Here is a 15570-nt window from a genome sequence, read left to right as displayed (position 1 = left end):
GTATGCCTAAAGGCTTTTTTTGTTGCCCGTTTCATATTTCAATGATCTATTCAGACTTAAGTAAGAAAAGGGCTGAGGTTTCAATGAATTTAGATAGCGATAAACAGTATTCTTAATATATTACCATCTTGTGTTAGATGTAATGAAGTGAGGTGAAAACCAATGCTAGTCAATAAAGCATATAAATTCCGTATCTATCCAACTAAAGAACAGGAAACCCTAATTGTTAAAACAATCGGATGTAGTCGTTTTATATTCAATCGCTTTTTAGGTCAATGGAACGACGCATACAAAGAAACTGGCAAAGGATTAACATACAATTCTTGTTCTGCTGAATTAACACAGTTGAAAAAAGAGTTAATATGGCTAAAAGAAGTTGACAGCATTGCTCTTCAATCCTCACTGAAAAGCCTTAGCGATTCTTATTCACGATTCTTCAACATGCAGAATAACGCACCACGCTTTAAGTCTAAAAAGAATCAAGTTCAATCCTAAACAACAAAAGAAACGAATGGAAATATTGCCGTTGTCGGAAACAAATTGAAACTACCTAAACTTGGTCTTTTCGCTTTGCTAAAAGTCGCGAAGTACATGGTCGTGTTTTAAATGCGACCGTTAGACGAACTCCAAGTGGTAAATACTTTGTATCCATTCTTGCAGAAGTAGACGTACTACCACTGGAGAAAGCTGAATCATCAATTGGTATCGACTTAGGCATCACTGATTTTGCCATTTTTTCTGACGGAAGCAAAATTGACAACAATAAATTTACTGCCAAAATGGAACAGAAACTAAAACGTGAACAGCGAAAACTTTCAAGACGTGCGTTTCATGCTAAAAAGAATGGGATTAACCTTCTTGATGCAAAAAACTATCAGAAACAAAAACGAAAAGTCGCTAGATTACACGAAAGAGTATTGAATCAGCGTGACGATTTCCTTAACAAGTTGAGTACAGAAATCATCAAAAACCACGATCTAATCTGTATCGAAACCTTGAATACGAAAGGAATGCTACGTAATCACAAACTAGCCAAATCGATCTCTGATGTATCATGGTCTGCTTTTGTAACGAAATTAGAATACAAAGCTACATGGTACGGTAAAACAATCATGAAAGTGAGTAAATGGTTTCCTTCCAGTCAAATATGTTCCGATTGTGGGCATCAAGGTGGTAAGAAACCTCTTGAAATTAGGGAATGGACCTGACCTATTTGCCATCAACATCACGATCGAGACATAAATGCCAGTAAAAATATTCTAGCTGAAGGCTTACGAGCAATGGCTTTGGCGTAAATAAACATAGAACCGTAGGAATGGGGATAGCTTGGCAAACAAGAGAAACCTCTGCTGGCAAAGAAATATACTAGCAAGTATGCTCTGTTCCCAAGAATCTCCCACTTCAAACAACCAGTAAAGGTGTTAAGTGGTGAGTAGTTCAAGATACATGGTAATTATGCCTATGAATCAGATCTAAGAAGCTTACAAGCAACTGCGCAGCAGCAGAGGGTTGGTTTATGGAGCAAAAATAAAACCAATCATACAAAAACGAATAATTCGTCTAACAATAATAAACAGTATTTTAAAAACTGCGCAGACTTAAGAAAAGTCTATCCAAATGGAGTACCAAAAGGGAATAAAGCTTACCAAGCACAAATGGATCGTGATCATGATAATTATGCATGTGAAACGGAGTGAAACACCTAAAACTAGGTGTTTCAGACTGTTGACAAGCGCTTGCAATCAGTCTGAAACTCAAGTTATTAGAACTTTGTCTACACGTGAAACACCTAATACTAGGTGTTTTTTATCTGATTAAGTCTTTTATGTTCGAATTCAATCCCTGACTCTTGGAATTATTAAATTTTGTTCTAAATATTTTAAAAGAGAGGCAATTCTACAAAGGAATTTCGGTTTAATAATAGAATAGTATTAGTGCCTAAAAAATTATTTTTACAATCTTGTTTAATCATGACAAAATATAAATAAGAAAAATTGAAGAGGACGGGACTATGATTAAATTTTTTAAACGATTATTTAGTAAAGAAAAAACAAATCAAGTTACATTGCCATTAAAAGAAACTCGTTCCCTATCAAAAGTGGAAATCGAATATATTATTAGTGAGTTTACTGATAAACAGAATAAATTAGTAGATGATATGAAAAAAAATTCAGTTACTAATGCCGATATTGAGTTTAATGAACTAATCACAAATAGAATCACGAATAATTTAAAGTACAGAATACCTTTTTTAGAAATTGAGTTAATTTATTTAAATAATGTTTTAAGAGGAAAAAAAGTAAAATCAATAAAATATAAATTGTTTCATCAAGTCAGAGAGGCTGAAACGACAGAAATTACAGATTTGGTTATTAATCAAGGATACTCTTTCGTTCCTTCAGTAGGTTATTTAAAAATTGGATAAAATCATGATGAAAACCCACAAGATGTTCCTTGTGGGTTTTATGTTTTTCTTGAATTCCGTGGTATCAGGGCTTCAATTAATTGGGTCAAAGCATTTTGTGAGCTATTGCTTGTATTTAAGCTCCGAAATCCACTAACTCTAGTACTTAACCTTGATCATGTATTTCAAACTTCTCATTTGCTGTTGATTTAGGTAAATCGTTAACCTCATAAGCCACCCTTATTCCGGATTCGATTGCGCCTTGAATCCAACCTGGGGCTGTAGAAGTGTGATCACCAGCAAAATGAATTAGTCCTTCTGGGGTTGATATATATGGGGCAATCTCAGTTTGCTGGTCAGGTTTGAAAATAGCAAAAGCTCCACCTGAAAAAGGATTTTCTGACCAACTAAATGTATTACCAGTAATAAACTCATTATATATTTCTTTACCGTAAATTTTGGATAAATCTTCTAGCGCATTCTCTATTTGTTCTTTTTCAGTTAAGCTATCCCAAATTGATGCGTTATCTTCCCATGTATAGCTTGCTAATATGACACCTGGGCCTTCTGAACCAACGGATTGGCTTGGGAAATAGGAATAACGAACAGGTAGATCAGAAATCATTTTTCCTCCAATAAAACCCGCTTTCTCCCAAAATCTAGTTTTAAATTGTAATCCAATTTTAGTCGAAGGAACATAATGTAATTGTCGAATTGCTTTATATTTGTTATAAGAAAATAAATCGCGTGGAAGGATTTCAACGAAGTTTAGTAATGAAAAAGGAATAGTAATGATGGCTAAGTCTCCAGTTACCGAATATGCCTGCGAAGTTTGTGTATCTTCTGTATGAATCGTAACTGAAGAGTCATGTTGCTCAATTTTTTTCATTTTTTGATGGTAAATAATATTTTCTTGTAATTCAGGTAGGAATGAATAAGGTAAGTGATCGTTTCCACCTTTTATTTCATAAAACTTTAGTCCAGGAGTAAATAGAATCATTACTTCTCGAAGTAAGGCAGTGAATGAAAGCTCAGGAAAGCCTTCCATCCCAAGCATAACTTTAATCATATCAATGGCTCCAACTGATAAAGTTTTACCATATGGATTATATTTTAAATAATATTCCATCGAATAACGATCAAGTAATTTAATAACGATTTCCCAATTCTTTTTTGGATTCTTTTTAATGAAGTCAGTTACAGGTTGCATGGCGTATTGAGCCAAATATTCAGCTGTTTTGCCTTTTTCAGATGGTGAAGTAGGGAAGTTAAGAATGTCTGGATTTTCTTCATAAAGTTTTTGAATGGTTCTTACATTGTTTACGTATATAATATCGTTTGGAGTGCTATTAATGAATTCTTCTAACGGAAGGTTAAATTTCTTAATATACTCTAATACAAGCAAGTGAATAGATGGTAATCTCATTGCACCATTTTCCATATACTGTCCTGCATAAAAATTACGATTAGTAAAAATACGACCACCAATTCGATTATTTCCTTCGAGAATTGTTACTTCATGTCCCGCTCCTTTTAAAAGTGAAGCTGCTACTAAACCTGATATCCCAGCACCAACAATAATAATATTTTTAGGCTCAAGTGTTTTTGGTAGTCCTGTACGAATTGTTTGAAGCATTTGTTCCATTGATATAGGAGGCTCCATACTAACTGGCATAATTTCGCTCCTTTATATTTATGACATTCATAGAAGTTTATTCAAAAATAGAGGAATATAGAAGAGGTTAAAAGTAGGATTAGGAATAGAAATGGCATAAGAAAAAGAGCTTGAAAAATCAAGCCCTCTGTTTGTAGAAAAAGTATATAAAGAATTGCTACTTTTTACGTCTAAATAGGTTAACGATAAATACAATAATTGCGATAATTAATAGAATATGAATTAGTCCGCCTGCGATATGGAAAGTAAAATAGCCTAATACCCATAAGATTAAAAGAATAAAAAATAAAATCCACATAATATGAACATTCCTTTCTTAATGACTGTATTATTACCTTCTCCAATTTTAACTTTCATATCCATTTATTGAGCACAAAAGTGAAAAAGCTACCAAATTCGGTAGCTTTCATGAATTAAAATTTATCGAAAACAGTGTATGGCATTTGTCTCTTATGTCTAGATTTATTAAACCATGATTCGATTTTTGCTTGAGAGTCACTATTAATTTCTTTACCTTCTAAATAATCATCGATGTCATCATATGTAACTCCAAGAGCGACTTCATCTGCTAATTGTGGGCGATCTTCTTCAAGGTCAGCAGTCGGAACTTTTTCATATAGCTTAGGTGGGCAATTTAATTCTTTTAGTAGCATCTTTCCTTGTCGTTTATTTAGACGGAAAATCGGACAAAGGTCTGATCCACCATCGCCATATTTAGTATAAAAGCCAGTAACAGCCTCAGCGGAATGGTCGGTGCCTAAGACAACACACCCATTCATAGCAGCAATGCTATATTGAGCTTTCATTCTTTCACGTGCTTTTTCATTCCCTTTTGCAAAATCAGTAAGGTCAACGCCAATATCTTTTAATGTTTTAACACTAGCATCTACAGCAGCTTTAATATTCACTGTGTAGGTCTTAGTTGGTTGAATAAACTTTAACGCTTCCTGGCAGTCCTCTTCGTCCATTTGAACGCCATATGGTAATCGAATTGCGATAAATAGATAATTTTTTTCTGATTGCTCACTATTTAATTCATCTATAGCTATTTGTGCAAGTTTACCAGTTAAAGTTGAATCTTGACCACCTGAAATACCTAATACAAAACCATTTAAAAATGGATGTTTTTTTAGATAGGTTTTTAGGAAATCAACACTAATTCTTACTTCCTCTTTAGGATCGATAACTGGCTTTACTTTCATTTCTTCGACGATCTCTTTTTGTAAACTGTTCAATCTTCATTCTCCTTTTGATACAGATTGTATTTTTTAATATAAGCGTAGCAATCCTCAGGTAATAAATATCTTGGCTCGCCGCCTTTAGCAAACTCTTCTCGGATATATGTTGAACTAATTTCCATCGCTAATCCTTTATCAATTAGATGAAATCTTGAACCATTATCATTATTTCTTAATAAGGGAGAACGAGAGATGGTCTTTAGCATATCAATTCCATCACGTGCCATTACAATGAATTTATTTTCGGAAACTAATTGATCTCCGTATTTCCATTTTCCTTCTGCTATATCTTCTAGGAGATCAGCTCCCATTATGAAATAAACTTCATCTTCACTATATTCCGCTTTAAAATGGTTCATTGTATAGTAAGTGAAAACTTCCCAAGCTTCTTTACTCATTTCATAATCATCTGCAATAAACTTTGAGTTGTTTTGAATTGCCAATTTTAACATATTCCAACGATGTTCATCAGTATTATGTAATTGTTTATCTCTTCTTTTTGAAGAGCATGGTAAAAAGATAACTTTGTCTAATTGACAACGATGAGCGATCGTACTCGCAGTCCATAAATGAACGTTTGTAATCGGATCAAACGAACTGCCATAAATCCCAATTTTAGCCATTTTTCATTTCCTCTGTTTTCTTTCTAGCTTCTGCTATTTTTTCCATTTTGTTATCCCAACATTTTTGACTTAAGTCTACTGGATATTCTTCAGGGTTTAATGCACGTTTGTATTCTTCCCAAAGTACACTTAAGTTGTTTTCAGCAAAATCCTGAATGTCTTTAATTGCAGGCACTTTGTAGACTAATTCACCTTTAGTAAAGATTTGGTGATGAAGTTCTCTAGCTTCAAAATTAGTTACAAACTTACTGATATATGGATGGATTGGATGGAATAACTTTATTTTTTCCTCAGACCTTGGATCTTCATCTTCAAGGGCAATATAATCAGCCTCAGCGTGATGGTTAACTGTATTAATAATTCGATACAATTTCTTTAGTCCAGGTGTTGTAACTTTTTCTGGGTTTTGAGAAATTTTTATTGTATCAATCATTTTCCCATTTTCATCTTCAATACTCACTAATTTATAAACAGCTCCAAGAGCCGGTTGATCATATGCTGTAATAAGCTTTGTTCCGATTCCCCAAGAATCAATTTTGGCTCCTTGCGATTTTAAATTTAAAATTGTATATTCATCTAAATCATTCGATGCAACAATTTTAGTATTTACGAACCCAGCTTCATCGAGCATTTTTCTAGCTTCTTTCGATAAATAGGCTAGGTCACCACTATCTAGTCGGATTGCTGCAAAGTTAATTTTATCACCTAGTTCTTTTGCGACTTTAATCGCATTAGGCACTCCACTTTTAAGTGTATCGTATGTATCAACTAGGAATGTACAATTGTAATGAAGATCTGCATATTTTTTGAAAGCTATGTATTCATCCCGATATGCTTGCACGAGCGCATGAGCATGAGTACCTGAAACAGGAATATTAAATAATTTACCAGCACGAACATTACTAGTCGCATGGAATCCACCAATATAAGCGGCTCTTGCTCCCCAAATGGCAGCATCAAATTCTTGAGCACGTCTCGTTCCAAATTCCATTAATGTATCATTACCAACGATATGTTTAATTCGTGATGCTTTAGTAGCAATTAATGTTTGATAATTGACAATGTTTAATAAGGCAGTTTCAATTAATTGCGCCTCTAAAAGAGGGGCCTCAACTCTTAAAATTGGTTCATTGCCAAAAACTAATTCACCTTCTTGTATTGCTCTAATTGATCCTGTGAATTTTACATTAGACAGAAATTGAATAAATTCATCTTTATATCCTAGTTCTTCTTTTAAATAGGCAAGATCTGAACTACTAAATTTAAAGTTCTGTAGATAACTAATTATTTTTTCTAAACCTGCAAAGATTGCATATCCATTTCCAAATGGGAGTTTACGAAAATAAAGTTCAAAAATAGCATTTTTATTGTGAATATTGTCTCCCCAATAAGTTTCCGCCATATTAATTTGATAAAGGTCTGTATGAAGTGCAAAGCTATCATCTTGAAAGTTGTAATTCATCTTATTTCCGCCCCTAAAGTATTTTTGAAATGACTTAATGCCCATTCATGCCCAGCTGCATTAAAGCTTGCAACAGCCTGCTGGTGAACGACTATTTTATAACCCTTATTATAAGCATCGACTGCGGTATGTAATACACAAATATCAGTGCAAACTCCTATTAAATGAAGTTCGTTTATGCCTCTTTCATTTAGTTTTATCTCAAGTTCTGTTCCTGCAAAAGCGGAGTAACGAGTTTTATCGAGCCATTGAATAGTTGAATTGCCTTTCGATGAATTGTATAAATCCATTAATCCACCATATAAATCTCTTCCTTTAGTATGTCTAATATTATGAGGTGGAAATAATTTTGTTTCGGGATGAAACGGATCGTTCTCATCATGGACATCTACTGCAAATACAACATAATCTTGATTTTCGATGAAACTTTTAGTTAGTTTAAGAATACTTTGCTCAATTTCCTGTGCCGGTTTACCACAAGTTAATGAACCAGCATCTGCTACAAAGTCGTTCGTATAATCAATAATAATGAGCGCTTTTTTATCCATTGATTAATCACCCCAAGTGTAAGAATGTTAATTCCTTCACATAATAGAAAAAATTAAATTAGTTTTTCATCTTCAATCTTATTATAAGTTAATTCAGATGAAAACCTAAATTTTGGAAATTTATTAAATCATGTTTATATTATTAACTTTACCATTAAAAATTACTATTTTTCGTAGGTTTTGTATCCTTTGTAGCGATTAGAGGAAATTAATGAAATGTACCGAACTAACTAATAGATTAATTATTAGTTAGAAGAGGTGACATGATGGAAGTAGTTCGTGCAAAATCAGAGCATATTACAGAAGTAGCAAATTTATTTGATCAGTACAGAATGTTTTATAAACAAGAAAGTAATTTAAACGGAGCGATTGATTTTATAACCGAACGAATCCATAACAAAGATTCTGTTATTTTTCTCGTAAAAGAAGAAGAGCAATATATGGGATTTACTCAGTTATATCCTTCATTTTCTTCGGTATCAATGAAAAAGTTATGGATTTTAAATGACTTATATGTAACCGAAACTTCAAGGCAAAAAGGAGTAGCACAATTGTTGTTAAATGCGGCAAAGAAATTTGCAATCGAATCGAAAGCAAAAGCATTAGATTTACAAACTGCGATTGATAATAAATCGGCACAAGCATTGTATGAAAAAAATGGCTATCAAGTTGATAAAGAATTTCTTTCGTATTCATTAAATTTAGAAAATCTAAAGTGATCGTCAAATAATTGTAGCTAATAAAATTAATGAAAATCTAGAACTATCATCAAATGCTTTGAAATAGGTTAATAAAGTTATACCTTAAAATAAAACTAACTTGAAGGAGAACATGATGCTTACAGTTAAAGGCTCATTTAATGAAGCTAAAATATTTACAGATAATGTGGAACAAGGAGCAATTGGGCAAATTATTGAACTATGTAATCAAGAGTTCGTGAAAAGTTCTAAAATTAGAATTATGCCTGATACTCATGCAGGTAAGGGATGTACAATTGGAACGACAATGACAATTCAAGATAAAATTGTTCCAAATCTCGTTGGGGTTAACTAAAACGGCTTCAACGTTAAAAAACTCGCTCAATTGCTGGAAACCCTAACGTAAAATATAGTCGAGGGCAATCAGCAGCCAGAGGCTATGGTGACATAGTCAAATGGTTCAGAGACTTGCACGTTGTTAGCAGACGATTGTGCAGAATTATTCTATTTCCTAATGTCGGATGGGAAAATTAACACGGCGAGCCTACATAAGGAGCTGCATACTCCGATGATTGTAGAGAAGGTATAGTCCACTCTCTAAGAAATTAGAGGTTAAAGTACGATATAGGTTGTGGAATGGAAACAATAACAGTTTCACAAAAAGAAATCGATTTTCAAAAACTAGATGCTGTCATTCGTAAACATGTTCCATCAGGGTTTTCAATTCGAAATAATAAGCATGAATTTGTGAAGAAAATTGATTTTTCACAGCTGTACTGTTTTAAAGAATTAAATGAAACAAGAACAAAGCTTAGCTTAGGTTCACTTGGTGGAGGAAATCATTTTATTGAGTGTAATGCTGATGAAGACGGAACTATTTATTTTGTGATTCACTCTGGAAGCCGAAATTTAGGTAAAGTTGTAGCGGAATTTTATCAGAAAAAGGCGTATGAATTATTAAAAAGCCAGTCAGAAAATCGTTCAAAAGTCATTCAGCAATTAAGGGATGAAGGCCGTGAAAAAGAAATTGAAGCGGCATTAAAAAATCTTCCTTCACAATATATTCCAAAGGATTTAGCTTATTTGGAAGGAGTTTGGTTTGATCGATATATGCATGATATGGCAATTGCCCAAGAATATGCTTTATGGAATCGGAAGGCAATGATGGATGAAATCGTAAAGAATATGGATTTAACAGTTGTTGAACAATTTACGACTGTTCATAATTATATTGATATCGAAAACATGATTCTTCGTAAAGGAGCGATTTCCGCCCAAAAAGGTGAGAAAGTATTAATTCCGATCAACATGCGAGATGGTAGTTTGATTGCAATCGGAAAAGGAAATCCAGATTGGAACTATTCGGCCCCTCATGGTGCAGGTCGAATTCTTAGTCGTTCCAAAGCAAAAGCAACTCTTTCACTTGATGAGTTTAAAGAAACAATGAAGGATGTTTGGAGTACTTCAGTTTTAGAGAGTACACTTGACGAAAGTCCAATGGCTTATAAGGAAATGAAAGAAATCATTGAAAATACTAAAGATGCAATCGAAGTTATTAAAGTCATTAAACCACTTTATAATTTCAAAGCAAATTAAATCGATCTATATAACAAAACAAAAGCCACCTATATTGTGGCTTTGTTTTAAATTAATTTTCTATAATTTCATACGTATCAAACTCTTGGATTGTCTTTTTATTCTCATCAACCCTTTCAGTAAAGTTCCCTTTTGTATAATAATTAATTACATTTCTCCAAAAAGCTTTGGCAGGTTCATTTTTTTCAATTTGTGAGATACTCCATTTTCCAGGAAACAGTTTGAAAAGTTCAATTGCAACTTTCTTACCAAAACCATGCCCTTTATATTTTTTAATTATAAAAAACTCTTCTATACAATTTGAAGTTGATTCTAATGAAGCCTCAATTATAGCGAATCCGATCAGTTCTTCATTATACAATACAAAAAAAGCGTGATAATCTAGATCCTGCCAGCATTTTTCCAAATTAAACTTATGATAAGAACCGTTCTCCCCGAGTTTAATTTCAGGAAGATATTTAGTAAATTCATAAATATAAAATTGCATTAAATTGTGTAATTTTGATTCCTCTTCTTTTTTTACTTTAACAATTTTAATCAAAATTTCTCCTCCATTGTCTAGTTTTAATATTTATAAATAATTGACTATATATAGTGAAATCCCTTTATTTTTAGCATGAAATATAAAAGGAAATAGTTTACAAGTGTTGAATAAATAGTAAGTAGTAAAAGGGGAGGACTTAACTATGTCAGAGCATTTTAAAAGAATTGATACAGTTTTTCTGCAAGTAACTGATTTTGAGAAAGCGGTAGATTGGTATTGCTCGGTATTGGGTTTTACGGTTAGATGGAATGATCCGATGAATGGATATGCGGCATTAAATATTGGGGAAACACCATTAACGTTAGTGAGAAAAGCAAATCAAGTAGAAAATCCTAATACACATATGAGTTTTAATTTTTATACTCCAAATATTGAACAAGCTTATAATCATTTAAAAGAAAATGATGTAGAATTAGAGCAATTGAATGAAGATGGAACGTTTAAATGGTTTGAATTTAAAGATTTAGAAGGAAATCGTTTAGGTGTATGCTCTTTTCCTGAATAAAATAAATGTCTAAAAAAGGAAGTTATAACATGAGTAAAAAGGTTATTACATATGTGCTAATTTTTGTAGCATTAGTGAGCATATTTACTTATATATCAATAAATTTTAATTCAAAAGAAAAAGCAGTTAGTTTCGCTATTCATAAGGATTTACCAGAATTAAAAAAAGTGGATTACAACTTAGTTAAGATCCCGAATAGTCCATACATTCTTTGTATTACTGATATACCGCATAGTATATATATATTTAAAACATTATCGTTTTTAAATATGAATTTTGCTTCAATTTCAGGTGCAGAGCATTTGTATGCCGGAGATGGCAAGGGAATGCATTTTTTAAATGACCAACTAATTTATGGATTTGATAAGGATCGCCCTAAAGGAAAAGCAATCTATGTAGATGGTGAAAAAATGAGAACGGTTTATCTTAACAAGTACTTTAAAACTAGTAAATATAAGATGAATTATAAAGATTTAGTGTTCTATTATCCCAATAAGCCGATGAAGGCAACTAAAAATAGTTTAGGGTATACAGAAGTTACATATCGTTAACCGTTTCAGACTGCCCACCAAACATTTGCAATCAATCTGAAAATCTTATACTTTGTCTACACACTGATGCAATACTTTTAAAGAGTATTGCTTTTTCTATGTATGACGATTTAAAAAAATTAATAAAGGGGATGAGAATATGTTCGATCAATCTAATTATGAATGCCGTTTAGAGTGGGGAAAAAGGGGAGCTAGAGAAGCAGCAGAACGCGGGGATATTACGATTATTGTTGATGTTCTTAGTTTTTCATCGACTGTTGTTTCAGCAGTATTTCAAAACGCCATCGTCTATCCATATCCACCAAATTTAGATGGGAAAGCTTATGCTAAAAAGATTGGAGCGGAGTATATTTTAGGACGAAATGAAGCGACAGTTTTAGGGAAGGCAACACTTTCGCCGGTCTCATTTAATGAACGGCATACCAATAATAAATTTGTTTTATGTTCTCTAAATGGGGCATTTTGTTCATGGATCGCTTCAAAAGTGCCAGCGTTATTGATTGGTTCTTTACTTAATGCGTCTTCGGTTGCAAGTTTGGCAAATCGCCTTAAAAAAGAAAAAAATGTCAATATAACAGTCATTCCGTGCGGTGAGGTTTGGAATGATTTAAATGAAAATGAGGATGCACTACGACCTTCTATTGAAGATTATTTAGGAGCAGGCGCAATTTTAGCAGAGTTAGAAGGAACAAAATCACCTGAAGCGGAAGTCTGTATTGGTGCGTTTCTTCACTCGAAACATAAAATTAAAGAATTGATTTGGGAATGTGGCAGTGGAAGAGAGCTGAGAATGAAGGGCTTTGAAGATGATGTTACGCACTGTAGTCAATTAAACCAATTTAAAGTGGTACCAGTTTTACAAAATGATTGCTTCGTTAATGGGTCTTGAAATGGAAAAAGGATGAAACTAAATTCATCCTTTCAGACTGTTGACAAACGCTCGCTTTCTTCGTTGCTTCGCCTGTTGAGCGGTGCTCATTACCGTTTAAGGTAACTCCGCTCCTCACCAAGCTTCGCGCCTCGAAAGACAAGCGCTTGCAATCAGTCTGAAAATCAAGTTTTTAGATCTTTGTCTATACACTGATAGGATGAATTAAAACATCCTTTTTACCGCTCAAAAATAGAATATGAACTAACATTTTTTAATAAAATTTTAGGTTTACTACCATCCAAATTGGCGATCCATACATTACCGACAACATCTAATTCGCCTTTTCTGGTCCAAGTTACTTTATTGGAAGACTTAGAGTAGACTGGGTTATAATCCCCCTTTCCAGTTGGTGGATTAGTTATTTTTAATTGTTTATGAGTAGAAAGATTAATCACATTTAATGATGGTTTTGGTCGTTTCTTTTCATCATTTGACCACTCACTTTCTTTTACTCTTGAAACAACAATCGATGTATCATCACACCATGTAAATCCTAATTCAGCATAATGTGGTGGTGTTAAATTTGTAGATGTAAATGCTGGCATTTCAGTAATATTCATCTTTTTGTTTTTATATCCGAAAACCAATCTGCCGCCACCTGCAATGTATCCTAATATATTTTTAGTTTGAGCCCATTTTGGATTATCTAAATGTAAAATAATTTCATCTTGAACTTCAAAAACCTTTCCATCTGAAGAAATGATACAAAGCATATCGCTATCCATAGACCAAGAAGCTGTTGGGCTAACAATAAAAGAAATCCATTTTTGATCAGGCGAAAATTGAAATGTTGATGCATTTATGGACGGAATGGAAGTATTTCCTTTTGTTAAGGTTTTAGGAACAACAAAAAATTGTTTTACACTGTTTGTTGTGCTAGTAATATTTTTTAAATCATCTGGTAAAGTGATTTTATATAAAACTGGATTTGTCCAGCCGTCCGGATTTAGCGCTGCGGCTGATGAAGCTATAAAGCCCTTACCGTTCGGAATCCAATTATAATCATCCACACCTAGTGCAATATTATAAAAATTATTAAAATCAGAAACGTTCAGCACACCACTATCTAGAAAAGCAATAATATTTTTAGTAGGGGACCATTTTGGATTCTCACCATCGGAAATGATTCTTCGTTCTTTTTTGGTTTTCATATTATAAATCCATATTTCTGAGCGAGTAGGATATGATGCTGTAGGACCAGTAGGTATTTCTTTTTGATACATTAAATAGTTCCCATCAAAAGACCACTCAGGCTGATTCGAATAAACCCCTTTTGCTTTTGTTATTTTTTCCTCTTTATTATTTATTTTTATCCAAACGAATCCATCGCGAACAAACGCAATTTTTAATGGGTTAGCAGTAGTTTCGGCGTAACTAAAGTTCGGAAAAATTAAACAAACAACGACCAAGAAAATGAGTAGTAATTTGCGATTCATAAATTCACCCCGTTTACTAATTTTGAGTTATTTTTCCCAAGAAATTATATAAATATCAAAAGAACCATTTTCAACAGGATAAAACATTAAATGATCGAATAGCTAGATTATATAAAGTAACTAAAAGAGGTGGCTTTTCATGGAGAAATGGATTGGGGCAACTGGTATTTGTATAAATCCTAAAGGGCAGGTTTTAATGGTTCTTCAAGGCAGGCCTGATGAACAAAAGCTTTGGGCTACTCCATCAGGCGGTTTAGAACAAAATGAATCGATTGAAGAGTGTTGTAAAAGAGAGGTACTCGAAGAAACAGGATATGAAGTAGAAGTAATTAAGCAATTGTTTATTAAAGAAGGGATTTCGTATGGTTTTCAAGTAGAAGTACATTATTTTGAAGTTAGAATTATTGGTGGTAATGTTAAAATTCAAGACCCTGATCAACTAATATATGATATTGCTTGGAAATCTTCAGATGAAATTCTTGAAATCGAACTTAGTTTTCCAGAGGATCGAAACTTATTAATCGACTTAATTCATAAAAAAGTTAACAAGAAATAAAAAAAGCCGTTTGATAAAAAATCAAACGGCCAGACTGTTGACAAATGCTCGCTTTCTTCGTTGCTTCGCCTGTCTGCGGTGCTCATTACCGTCCAAGGTAACTTCGCTCCTCACCAGACTTCGCGCCTCGAAAGACAAGCGCTTGCAATCAGTCTGAAACCCTAGTTTTTTGTACTTTGTGTACGCCGTTTGATAAATACATCAAACGGCATGTTTTTGTTTATATTAATATTCTTCTACAGTTGCGATATATGGTAGATTTCGATACTGCTGTGCATAATCAATTCCATAGCCAACGATAAACTCATCTGGAATGACAAAGCCTACATAATCAACTGGTAGATCGATTTTTCTTCTTTCAGGTTTATCTAATAAAGTACAAATTTTAATTGATTTTGGCTTATGCATTTGAAGATGGTCACGTAAAAAGTGCAATGTTAGACCACTATCAATGATATCTTCAATTACGACCACGTTTTTATCTGTGATATTCTCATCTAAATCTTTTAACAGTCTTACTTTTCCAGTAGATTCAGTTTGATTACTATAGCTGGAAACAGAAATAAAGTCTACATTAATATTACTTTTTATTTCACGAACTAGATCAGCTGCAAATACAAATGATCCTTTTAAAACAACTACAAGGATTAGTGGTTCGTTATTAAAGTCATGTTCAATTTGTTCGGCAAGTGCTTTTACTCTATTTTTTAAATCCGTTTCAGAAATTAAAGTGTCTTTAATTCTATAAGCCATATAAATTACCCTCTTTACTAATTATTAACTATTATTTGCTTTGTTAGATG

Annotated in this window: 17 protein-coding genes and 2 pseudogenes; 10 read left to right on the top strand and 9 right to left on the bottom strand. The window is 33.2% G+C overall.

Annotated features, from left to right (window positions below; all coding sequences use genetic code 11):
- The first annotated feature begins 162 nt into the window (after positions 1 to 162).
- The 3 genes and pseudogenes from tnpB to COI44_RS10335 all read left to right on the top strand — a co-directional run bounded on the left by tnpB (position 163) and on the right by COI44_RS10335 (position 2425).
- Positions 163 to 1295 (top strand): annotated as a pseudogene (gene tnpB / locus COI44_RS10345) (IS200/IS605 family element RNA-guided endonuclease TnpB).
- Positions 1296 to 1442: 147 nt separating this feature from the next.
- On the top strand, positions 1443 to 1697 hold the full coding sequence (locus COI44_RS10340) for an excalibur calcium-binding domain-containing protein (RefSeq protein WP_098427962.1): 255 nt from the start codon (positions 1443 to 1445) through the stop codon (positions 1695 to 1697).
- Positions 1698 to 2011: 314 nt separating this feature from the next.
- Positions 2012 to 2425, top strand: a complete 414-nt coding sequence (locus COI44_RS10335; protein ID WP_098427849.1) for a hypothetical protein — start codon at positions 2012 to 2014, stop codon at positions 2423 to 2425.
- Positions 2426 to 2570: 145 nt separating this feature from the next.
- Here COI44_RS10335 and COI44_RS10330 read toward each other — a convergent pair whose 3' ends face one another.
- The 6 genes from COI44_RS10330 to COI44_RS10310 form a co-directional block, all read right to left on the bottom strand.
- The gene (locus COI44_RS10330) at positions 2571 to 4079 is read right to left on the bottom strand and encodes a flavin monoamine oxidase family protein (RefSeq protein ID WP_098427848.1); all 1509 of its coding nucleotides are present in this window, start codon (positions 4077 to 4079) and stop codon (positions 2571 to 2573) included.
- A gap of 157 nt (positions 4080 to 4236) precedes the next feature.
- Positions 4237 to 4377 carry a lmo0937 family membrane protein gene (locus tag COI44_RS23875; protein WP_170927396.1) on the bottom strand — a complete coding sequence of 47 codons (141 nt, stop codon included), beginning with the start codon at positions 4375 to 4377 and terminating at the stop codon, positions 4237 to 4239.
- Positions 4378 to 4492: 115 nt separating this feature from the next.
- Complete coding sequence (gene nadE, locus COI44_RS10325) at positions 4493 to 5314, bottom strand: ammonia-dependent NAD(+) synthetase (protein ID WP_098427847.1); 822 nt, start codon at positions 5312 to 5314, stop codon at positions 4493 to 4495.
- On the bottom strand, positions 5311 to 5940 hold the full coding sequence (gene nadD, locus COI44_RS10320) for a nicotinate (nicotinamide) nucleotide adenylyltransferase (RefSeq protein WP_098427846.1): 630 nt from the start codon (positions 5938 to 5940) through the stop codon (positions 5311 to 5313). The genes nadE and nadD overlap by 4 nt, the downstream gene beginning before the upstream one ends.
- Entirely contained in the window at positions 5933 to 7402 is a 1470-nt protein-coding gene (locus COI44_RS10315; RefSeq protein ID WP_098427845.1) for a nicotinate phosphoribosyltransferase, read from the bottom strand. The genes nadD and COI44_RS10315 overlap by 8 nt, the downstream gene beginning before the upstream one ends.
- Entirely contained in the window at positions 7399 to 7950 is a 552-nt protein-coding gene (locus COI44_RS10310) for a cysteine hydrolase family protein (protein WP_098427844.1), read from the bottom strand. The genes COI44_RS10315 and COI44_RS10310 overlap by 4 nt, the downstream gene beginning before the upstream one ends.
- Before the next feature lie 266 nt (positions 7951 to 8216).
- Between COI44_RS10310 and COI44_RS10305 the strand changes: the two genes are divergently transcribed.
- From COI44_RS10305 to COI44_RS10295, 3 genes and pseudogenes are all read left to right on the top strand, one after another.
- Positions 8217 to 8669, top strand: a complete 453-nt coding sequence (locus COI44_RS10305) for a GNAT family N-acetyltransferase (protein WP_098427843.1) — start codon at positions 8217 to 8219, stop codon at positions 8667 to 8669.
- Between the two features lie 115 nt (positions 8670 to 8784).
- Positions 8785 to 9000: pseudogene (locus COI44_RS10300) on the top strand (RtcB family protein); the annotation flags it as partial.
- A 284-nt stretch (positions 9001 to 9284) separates the two neighbouring features.
- The gene (locus COI44_RS10295) at positions 9285 to 10244 is read left to right on the top strand and encodes an RtcB family protein (protein WP_098427842.1); all 960 of its coding nucleotides are present in this window, start codon (positions 9285 to 9287) and stop codon (positions 10242 to 10244) included.
- Positions 10245 to 10296: 52 nt separating this feature from the next.
- Here the strand turns inward: COI44_RS10295 and COI44_RS10290 are convergent, their stop codons facing one another.
- Entirely contained in the window at positions 10297 to 10785 is a 489-nt protein-coding gene (locus COI44_RS10290; RefSeq protein ID WP_098427841.1) for a GNAT family N-acetyltransferase, read from the bottom strand.
- Positions 10786 to 10930: 145 nt separating this feature from the next.
- Here COI44_RS10290 and COI44_RS10285 point away from each other — a divergent pair, with 145 nt between their 5' ends.
- The 3 genes from COI44_RS10285 to COI44_RS10275 all read left to right on the top strand — a co-directional run bounded on the left by COI44_RS10285 (position 10931) and on the right by COI44_RS10275 (position 12733).
- Positions 10931 to 11293: a VOC family protein gene (locus COI44_RS10285; RefSeq protein ID WP_098427840.1), complete on the top strand. Its 363-nt coding sequence runs from the start codon at positions 10931 to 10933 to the stop codon at positions 11291 to 11293.
- 29 nt (positions 11294 to 11322) lie between these two features.
- On the top strand, positions 11323 to 11844 hold the full coding sequence (locus tag COI44_RS10280; RefSeq protein WP_098427839.1) for a hypothetical protein: 522 nt from the start codon (positions 11323 to 11325) through the stop codon (positions 11842 to 11844).
- A gap of 139 nt (positions 11845 to 11983) precedes the next feature.
- Positions 11984 to 12733: a 2-phosphosulfolactate phosphatase gene (locus COI44_RS10275; RefSeq protein ID WP_098427838.1), complete on the top strand. Its 750-nt coding sequence runs from the start codon at positions 11984 to 11986 to the stop codon at positions 12731 to 12733.
- Between the two features lie 218 nt (positions 12734 to 12951).
- Here COI44_RS10275 and COI44_RS10270 read toward each other — a convergent pair whose 3' ends face one another.
- Positions 12952 to 14211 (bottom strand): TolB-like translocation protein, encoded by a 1260-nt coding sequence (locus COI44_RS10270; protein WP_098427837.1) that lies wholly within the window; start codon positions 14209 to 14211, stop codon positions 12952 to 12954.
- A 139-nt stretch (positions 14212 to 14350) separates the two neighbouring features.
- On the opposite strand from COI44_RS10270, the gene COI44_RS10265 reads away from it, so the two are divergent.
- Positions 14351 to 14767 (top strand): NUDIX hydrolase, encoded by a 417-nt coding sequence (locus COI44_RS10265; protein ID WP_098427836.1) that lies wholly within the window; start codon positions 14351 to 14353, stop codon positions 14765 to 14767.
- Positions 14768 to 14992: 225 nt separating this feature from the next.
- Here COI44_RS10265 and hpt read toward each other — a convergent pair whose 3' ends face one another.
- Complete coding sequence (gene hpt / locus COI44_RS10260) at positions 14993 to 15520, bottom strand: hypoxanthine phosphoribosyltransferase (protein WP_098427835.1); 528 nt, start codon at positions 15518 to 15520, stop codon at positions 14993 to 14995.
- Positions 15521 to 15570 lie beyond the last annotated feature (50 nt).

The organism is Bacillus sp. AFS088145 (genome assembly GCF_002564465.1).
Classification (GTDB): domain Bacteria; phylum Bacillota; class Bacilli; order Bacillales; family Bacillaceae_G; genus Gottfriedia.
Note: the sequence above shows the minus strand (reverse complement) of the source record. Positions and strands in the feature narration are given on the sequence as shown.